Origin of the sequence: Pseudogulbenkiania ferrooxidans 2002, assembly GCF_000174355.1 — a bacterium.
In the GTDB taxonomy this organism is placed as follows: domain Bacteria; phylum Pseudomonadota; class Gammaproteobacteria; order Burkholderiales; family Chromobacteriaceae; genus Pseudogulbenkiania; species Pseudogulbenkiania ferrooxidans.
Map to the genome: position 1 here is coordinate 162,285 of NZ_ACIS01000010.1, position 7,692 is coordinate 169,976.

The 7,692-nt window shown below is 71.3% G+C and carries 6 protein-coding genes; 1 reads left to right on the forward strand and 5 read right to left on the reverse strand.

Annotated features, from left to right (window positions below; genetic code table 11):
- Positions 1-94 precede the first annotated feature (94 nt).
- A complete protein-coding gene (locus tag FURADRAFT_RS17350) occupies positions 95-1,483 on the forward strand; it encodes an aminopeptidase P family protein (RefSeq protein WP_008955477.1) in 1,389 nt (462 codons plus the stop codon).
- A 258-nt stretch (positions 1,484-1,741) separates the two neighbouring features.
- Here the strand turns inward: FURADRAFT_RS17350 and FURADRAFT_RS17355 are convergent, their stop codons facing one another.
- The 5 genes from FURADRAFT_RS17355 to FURADRAFT_RS17375 form a co-directional block, all read right to left on the reverse strand.
- A complete protein-coding gene (locus tag FURADRAFT_RS17355; RefSeq protein ID WP_008955478.1) occupies positions 1,742-2,152 on the reverse strand; it encodes a hypothetical protein in 411 nt (136 codons plus the stop codon).
- A gap of 121 nt (positions 2,153-2,273) precedes the next feature.
- Positions 2,274-4,358, reverse strand: a complete 2,085-nt coding sequence (locus tag FURADRAFT_RS17360; protein ID WP_008955479.1) for a mechanosensitive ion channel family protein — start codon at positions 4,356-4,358, stop codon at positions 2,274-2,276.
- Positions 4,352-5,137: a polysaccharide deacetylase family protein gene (locus tag FURADRAFT_RS17365; RefSeq protein ID WP_008955480.1), complete on the reverse strand. Its 786-nt coding sequence runs from the start codon at positions 5,135-5,137 to the stop codon at positions 4,352-4,354. The genes FURADRAFT_RS17360 and FURADRAFT_RS17365 overlap by 7 nt, the downstream gene beginning before the upstream one ends.
- Positions 5,127-6,272 (reverse strand): glycosyltransferase family protein, encoded by a 1,146-nt coding sequence (locus tag FURADRAFT_RS17370; RefSeq protein ID WP_008955481.1) that lies wholly within the window; start codon positions 6,270-6,272, stop codon positions 5,127-5,129. Before FURADRAFT_RS17370 ends, FURADRAFT_RS17365 begins: the two co-directional genes overlap by 11 nt.
- On the reverse strand, positions 6,269-7,447 hold the full coding sequence (locus tag FURADRAFT_RS17375) for a glycosyltransferase family protein (protein WP_008955482.1): 1,179 nt from the start codon (positions 7,445-7,447) through the stop codon (positions 6,269-6,271). Before FURADRAFT_RS17375 ends, FURADRAFT_RS17370 begins: the two co-directional genes overlap by 4 nt.
- Between the last annotated feature and the right edge of the window lie 245 nt (positions 7,448-7,692).

Consider the following 7,692-nt stretch of genomic DNA (forward strand, 5'->3'; position numbering starts at 1 on the left):
CCCGGCGCTGGCGGGGCGGCGGCGGCGCGTGTACAGTTGAACGACTGTATACAATCCAGTGCCCCCGTTCCGTCACCCACAAGGTATCGACTCCATGTTTTCTGCCGACATCTACCTGCAGCGCCGTGCCCGCCTGCAGGCGGCGGGCCTGTCCGGCCTGTTGCTGTTCCCGGGCAACGTCGACGCACCGATGAACTACCGCGACAACATCTACCCCTTCGTGCAGGACAGCTCCTTCCGCTATTTCTTCGGCCTGAACGAGCCCGGGCTGGCTGGCGTGATCGACGCCGACAGCGGCGCGGTGACGCTGTTCGGGCGCGAGCCCGACGTCGCCGAGGTGGTATGGACCGGGCCGCAGCCCAGCCTGGCCGAGCGCGCCGCCTCCGTTGGCGTCGCCGTGGCGCGGCCGTACGCCGAACTGGCGGCGCTGGTGCGCGCGGCGCGCGACGCCGGCCGCACCGTGCACTACTTGGCGCCGTACCGCGGCGAGACGCAGATCGAGCTGGGCCGGCTGCTGGCGCTGCCGCCGGACGAGCTGGGCGCCGGCGTCTCCGCCGCGCTGACCCGCGCCGTGGTGGCGCTGCGCGAGATCAAGGGCGACGAGGAAATCGCCGAGATGGAAGCGGCGCTCGCGGTGACGCACGCGATGCACCTGGCGGCGATGCGCGCGGCGCGGCCGGGCGTGGCCGAGCGCGCGGTGGTGGGCGAGATGGAAGGCATCGTGCGCCGCCACGACTGGCAGCTGGCCTACCCCAGCATCTTCTCGCGCCGCGGCGAGGTGCTGCACAACCATCACCACGACCAGGTGCTGGCGGCCGGCGACCTGGTGGTGAACGACAGCGGCGCAGCGAGTGCCAGCGGCTACGCCAGCGACATCACCCGCACGCTGCCGGTGGGCGGACGCTTCACGCCGCGTCAGCGCGCGCTGTACGACACGGTGCTGGCGATGCAACTGGCCGCGCTCGAGGCGATCCGCCCGGGCGTACCCTATCTCGAGGTGCACAAGTGCGCGGCGCGGGTGATGGTGGAGAGGATGACGGCGCTCGGTTTCTTCCACGGCGACGCCGACACCATCGTCGACTCCGGCGCCTACGCCATCGCCTTCCCGCACGGCCTGGGGCACCAGATCGGCATGGACGTGCACGACATGGAGGGGCTGGGCGAGGACCTGGTGGGCTACGGCGGCGAGGCCCAGCGCAGCGCGCTGTTCGGCCTCGGCTACCTGCGTCTGGGCAAGCCGCTCAAGGCCGGCATGGTGATCACGGTGGAGCCGGGCATCTACTTCATCCCGGCTCTGATCGACGCCTGGCGGGCCGAGGGCCGCCACGCTGGGCTGATCGACTACGCGCGCTTCGACGACTACCGCGATTTCGGCGGCATCCGCATCGAGGACGACGTGCTGGTGACGGAACAGGGCTGCCGCGTGCTGGGCACGCCGATCCCGAAGACGGCGGACGAGGTGGAGGCGGCGATGGCGGGCTGAGAACCTGTTTACGATCTGCTGCGCGTCGGCGATACGGCGTTAAAAACGTCTTCGGAATGCTCATTTACCACGTGTAAACTCCGCTTCCTCAGCCGTTTTTGCCTTGTCTCGCTCTAGCTCGCGAGATCGTAACCAGGTTCTGAACCGTCTCACCGCGCTCATCGACCAAAAGGTTGGCCGAAGCCCGTGTGCGGGGCTTCGGCCAACCTTTTTGTTTTCAGCGCCGCCGCGTGCGCGGCGGCGGGGAGGGCGACGCGCTCAGAGGAAGCGCACCGGCTCGCCCTGATGATCGAACGCCAGGTAGCGCGACACGTCGCCGCCGGTCTGGATGGTCTGGATCATGCGCTTGAGCGGCTCTTCGGCGTCGTCGCTGCTGGGGACCTGGCCGTTGGCACCGCCGATGGCGGCGACGAACATGAGCTGCCAGGCCTCGCCGGTGCGCGCCGATTCCGCCTTGAGCGCGGCGAAGTTGGTGAGTTCGGCCGGGGTCTTGTCGACGCACAGCACCGGCTGCAGGATGCCGCCCTGGCCGGCGTTAAAGCGTTCGGCTTCGTGCGGGGCGTGGTCGTCGTGCAGCACCGAGCGCACGAACACGAACAGCAGGCGTTGCGGGTCGGGCTGCTGGCGTGCGGCGGCCAGCAGCGAGTCGAAATCGGTGATCTGGGTCATGACGCGGTATTCCAATACGGGCAGGGGGGAAGCTGCAGTGTAGCGCGACGGCGGCGGGTCCTTCGATACGCCCGACGAGGGGGAGGGGCTAGGCCGAACGGCGGAGGCCCGGCGCGGGGCGTCAGGGCGAATCCTCGTCGTCGATGCGGTTCTGCCGCTCCAGTTCGGCGGCCAGGATCGCCCCGGCGCTGGCGCCGGCCATCGCCGCCAGGCGCTGGCTGTCCTCCTCGGTCAGCTCGTGGGTGTCGTCGTAGCCCGCCAGCGGCGCCATGGGCGGGGGCGGCTTGGCCGGCGCCGGTACCGGCAGGATGACGTGGATCGCGCGGTGGGCGAACAGGATGCCGCGCGCCTCCAGCGCCTCCTTGACGCGGCGGTAGGCTTCGCGCCGGATCACCCACTGCTCGCCGGGGCGGGTGGTGAACTTCATGCGCACGATCAGCGCCGACTCCTCGATGCGCATCACCCCCTGCGACTTCAGGGGCAGGATGAAGTGCGGCCCGAGCTCGGGGTCGGCCAGCATCTCCTCGCCGACGCTCTTGATCACCTTGCGCACCGTCTCCAGGTCGACGTCGTAGGGCAGGCGGATCTCCAGCTTCATGGTCGCCCAGTCGCGGCTCATGTTGCGCACGGTGCGGATCGAGCTGTAGGGGATGGTCTGCAGCGCGCCCAGGTGGTGCCTGAGCTGCATCGAGCGGATCGACAGCCGCTCCACCGTGCCGCGCAAGTCGCCGGCCTCGATGTACTCGCCGCGGCGGAAGGCGTCGTCGAGCAGGAAGAAGATGCCGGAGATGACGTCCTGCACCAGCTTCTGCGCCCCCAGGCCGATGGCGATGCCGATCACCCCGGCGCCGGCCAGGAGCGGACCGATCTCCACCCCCAGCGCGTGCAGCAGGCTCAGGGTCAGGATGATCAGCAGCAAGAAGAACAGCAGCGTGCGCAAGGGCGGCAGCAGCGTCTCGCGCCGGCTGCCGGCGGCGGCGCCCTCGCCCTCGTCGGCCAGGGTGCTCTGCACCTCCTGCTCCGGCGGCGGCAGCTGGCGCTCGATCTGCGACAACAGCACCTCCCACACCATATAGGCCAAGAGCACGATCACCATGCTGTCGAGCAGCGACTTGAGCAGGCGGCTGATGCGGCCGTCGCCGCTCATGGTCATGGCGTCGTAGCCCAGCACGTCGGCCACGGTCAGCACCGCGACGGTGAGCATGATCAGCCTCAGCCCGCCCTGCATGATGCGGCGGAAGCGGCGCGAGCGTTGGGCGAAGGTATGGCTTTGCAGCCAGGGCAACTGGCACAGCTTGTAGAGCGCGGCGGCGAACAGCCGGTCGATGATCGGGAACAGCAGCGTGAGCCACCATGGCCAGGACATCTTGGCGGCGTGCTGCAGGTTGCCGATGATCAGGCTGTGGCTCCACAGCAGCCAGATCGCCAGCAGCCACAGCGTCACCAGCAGCGGCCACGACTGGCTCAGGATGATGGCCAGGCCGTGTTCCCCGCCGTTGCGGTCGCGGCTTTGGAACAACTGCTCGATGGTGCCGCGCTGGAGCCAGACGAAGCCCAGCGCGAACAGGTTGAGGGCGAGGCCGGTGAGCACCTTGAGCAGGCGCACCAGTTCGCCGTCCATGCCGAGCCAGGCCAGGAAATCGGTGCCCTGGAAGCCGACGATGTAGAGCAGGGTGAAGGTCATCACGCCGCGGTGGAAGCCGATGGCCTGCTCGCAGGCGATCGGCAGCGGGCGGATGCCCTTGGCGGTGGGGGCGAACACCGCCTGCGACAGCACGCCCACGGCGCGGAAGGTCACCGTCGCCAGCAGCAGGCTGAACAGCAGCTTCGGCCGCACGTCGTTGGTGTTGCTGGTCAGCAGCAGCATGCCCTGCGCGGTGATCATGAAGATGCCGACGCACAGCAGCCGGAACAGCGTGCGCAGCAGCTGGTAGCCGATGCGGCTGCCGAGCCCGCTGGCCTGTTCGCGGCCGATGGCGTTGGCCAGCGCGCGGAAGCGGCGCCCGGCCAGGTACTCGGCCAGCATCGCCACCCCCACCACCAGCACGGTGATGCCGGCAAAACGGTCCCAGCCGGCGGCGGTGATGTCGTGGTCGATCTGCTGCGCGATCAGTTGCAGCTCGCCGGCGGCGCGGCCGAGGATTTGCTGGATGATCCACAGCACGTCGGCGATCTGGTTGGTGCTGTTGAAGAGCTCGTTCAGCATGGCGGCGCGCCCTCCGCCACAGCGGCATGCCACAACGTCGCCGGATCGTGCCAGGCGGCGGCGGGGTGGGCGGCCAGCAGCGCCAGCAGGCGCGCGGCACCGTCCCAGATGGCGGCGTCGTGCACGCGGTGGTGGCTCATGATGCCGCTGGGTTCCTGGGCGTCGGCCTCGCCGCGGCGCCGCGCCGCGAGGTGGCGCGCCAGCGCCGCCGCCAGCGCCGCGTCGCCGGCGTACTGGCGGCTGCGCCAGTCGATCAGGTCGGCGTGCACGTTGACCACGGCGAGACCGGGCTGCACCCGACGCGGGCCGAGGGTGGAGAGCCCGATCAGCCCCGCCTCGGGCAGGCGCGGAATCCAGCCGGGGTGGAGGCGGTTCCAGGGCGGCACCAGCACCGGGCGGAAACGTTGGCCGAAGGCCGCCGCCAGGCGCGCCCGCCCGCCCTGCAGCGCCGCGCGCAGCACGTCCCACTGCCAGGCGGCGCCGAGCTCGCACTTGCGCTCGCCCGGCAGGGCGTGGTCGAGGTGGGCGATGCCGTGCTGCAGCACGCCGAGCGCGCGCCGGGCGGCGAGGGCGGCGGGCAGCGAGTCCTCCAGCGCGGCCGGAATCACCGCCAGCCACAACGGCACGGCGTGGGCATCGGCCAGGTCCAGCAGCCGTTGCAGCGCGGCGCTGTCGGCCACCGCGTCGTCGTCGCGCCACCACAAGGTGGCCGTCCGGCCGCTCTCGCTCCAGCGGTCGAGTTCCGCACGCAGCACGGCAAAACCATCGTCACCCGCCATGGCCGGCCTCCTCGGCCCAGCGCCGCAGCAGCCGCGCGCTCTGCTCGGCGCCGTCCAGCCTGAGTGGCAGGCGGGTGGGCGGCAGGGTCAGCGCCTGCTCGATCGCCGCCGCCAGCGCCAGCGGGGTCAGCGCGTTCTCCTCCAGCAGCGCGACGCGTCCGCGCGCGGCCAGCGCCTCGGCGCGCAGGCGCTGCTCGGTCTGGTCCTCGCCCTGGAACGGCACCAGCACCGCCGGACAGCCGGCGGCGAGCAGGTCGAGCACGGTGTTGTAGCCGGCCTGCGAGATCGACAGCGCCGCCACCGCCAGGCGCGGCGCGAAGTCGGTGCGCAGGTCCTCGACGATCACGCCGTCCGGCGCGTCGCGCTCCAGCGCCCGGCGCCGCGCCGCCTCCAGCCGCGGGCCGCACAGCAGGCGCCAGCGCCGCGCCGCGAGCCGGGTCAGCGGCCGGGCCGCCAGCGCGGTGGCGAGCAGCTCGGCGCCGACCGCGCCGCCGCCGGCCGAGACCAGCACCTCGCCGGCCGCCGCGGGGTCGTCCGACGGCGTCAGCGCGGCGCCGACGTAGCCGGTGTGGTGCACCCGCTCCGGCGGCAGCAGCGCCACCGGAAAGCTCGCCGCCAGCGGCAGGAACTCGGCGTCGCCGTGCACCAGCAGGTGGTCGAAGTCGCGCCGGAACCGCGCGGCGCTCTCCGTCTGGCGCTCGGGCGAACGCCCCTGCAGCACGTCGCGCACCGAGCAGACGACCAGCGGACGCGGCGTCATGGCGCGCGCCGCCTCGATCAGGGGGTCGAGCTCGAAGCGCAGGCGGCGTCGCCCGAACGGGTAGCTCTCTATCAGCAGCAGCGCCGGGCGCACCTGTTCCAGCGCCGCCAGCACCCGGTCGCGCCGCTCGGCCTCCAGCGCGGCGTCGAGCGGCCGGCCGTGGCGGTCGAGCAGGGTGGTGAAGCGGGCGTCGGCGCTGGTCAGCGGCGGCAGCGCGATGCGCCGGGCGGCGCCGAAATCGACCAGCGCGCTGTCCTCGCCGCCCATCAGCATGTGCACCTCCAGGCCGTGCGCCTGGCACGCCCGCGCCAGCCGCGCGGCGCGCTGCAGGTGGCCGATGCCGAGCAGGCTCTGGACGTAGAACAGCAGCTTCACGAGGCGTGCTCCCGCACGATGGCGCCCACCCGCTTGCCGATGGTCTGCAGCCCGCACAGCATGTTGCGCCGTGCCGCGGCCGACGGCGGCGCTTGCTCCGGCAGGCGCTGCAGTGCCGCCACCATCGGCGCGGTGTCGGCCAGTTGCGCCGGGTCGAGCATGGTGGTCAGCCCCAGCGCGGTCGCCTTGCGCGCGCGGATCAGCTGCTCCAGGCGCGGCTCGGTGCGGGGCACCAGCAGGGCCGGCTTGTTGAACGACAAAATCTCGCAGAAGGTGTTGTAGCCGCCCATCGCCACCACCGCGCGCGCCTGGTTCATCAGCGATTCGAACTGGGTGTCGAAGGTGGCGATCTGCACGTTGGGCAGCCGGGCGGCGCGCAGCCGGAACGCCTCCTGCTCGTGCGCCGACATGAACGGCCCCAGCATGAACAGCGCCGGCCACGGCAGCGCGGCGCCGCTCTCGTAGGCGCGCAGCACCCAGTCCACCATCTCGGCGCCGTCGCCGCCGCCGCCCGGCGTCACCAGCAGGTAGGGCTCGGGCAGCCCCTCCAGCAAGCCGGAGCTTTCATGCTCCGGCAGGTGGCGCGGCAGGTAGCCGGTGTACAGCATCTTGTCGTGGATGGCGGGGGTGATCGGCAGCCCGGTGAGCGGGTCGCCCATGTTGCGGCTGCCGTACACCCAGATCTCGTCGTAGAGGCTCTCCAGCGCCGGCAGCGCGTTCTTGGCCTGCCACTCGCGCGACAGCCGGTCGGCGTCGTCCATCACGTCGCGCAGGCCGAGGATGGTGCGGGTGCGGCGCGTGGCGAGCAGGTCGAGCGTGCTGGCCACCTCGCCCTTGAGCCCGAGCGGCTCCTTGTCGACGATGAACAGGTCCGGCTCGAACACGCGCGCGGTGTGCAGGATGATCGATTCGCGCAGCGCCAGCGTCTCCTTCAGGCTGATGTGCAGCTTGAGCGGGGTGTACTCGCCGTTGTAGAGCTTGATCACGCCGGGAATACGCACGAAGTCGACACGCGCCTTGAAGTTGAAGTGGCCGGCGATCGGCGATCCGGTCAGGATCAGCACCGTCAGCGACTTGTAGCGCTCGACCAGGGCGTGCGCGATGGCACGGCAACGGCGCAGGTGACCGAGCCCGAACGAGTCGTGGCTATAGATCAGGATGCGGCTTTTCTTCATCGCGGGATACCTTGGCAGCAGCCGGGACGGCTTCTTCCGGTATAGCCGATGCCACGACAGGCGGGCCCGGCCAGTACGCCCGCAGCAGCGCGGCGGCGCGCCCCAGCGAGTGGTGCTCGCGCACGTAGTGTGGGCCGGCCTCGGCCATGGCGCGGCGCACGCCAGTCGTTCAGCATCGTCGCAACGGCGCGCTGAAGCGCTCGACGTTGCAATCGTGCACAGCCGCGGCTGGCGGCGTCGACGAT

What these genes read in the sequence shown, in the direction of transcription:
- FURADRAFT_RS17350 (WP_008955477.1), top strand. Translation starts at nt 95, where the DNA reads ATGTTTTCTGCCGACATCTACCTGCAGCGCCGTGCCCGCCTGCAGGCG.
- FURADRAFT_RS17355 (WP_008955478.1), bottom strand. Translation starts at nt 2,152, where the DNA reads ATGACCCAGATCACCGATTTCGACTCGCTGCTGGCCGCCGCACGCCAG.
- FURADRAFT_RS17360 (WP_008955479.1), bottom strand. Translation starts at nt 4,358, where the DNA reads ATGCTGAACGAGCTCTTCAACAGCACCAACCAGATCGCCGACGTGCTG.
- FURADRAFT_RS17365 (WP_008955480.1), bottom strand. Translation starts at nt 5,137, where the DNA reads ATGGCGGGTGACGATGGTTTTGCCGTGCTGCGTGCGGAACTCGACCGC.
- FURADRAFT_RS17375 (WP_008955482.1), bottom strand. Translation starts at nt 7,447, where the DNA reads ATGAAGAAAAGCCGCATCCTGATCTATAGCCACGACTCGTTCGGGCTC.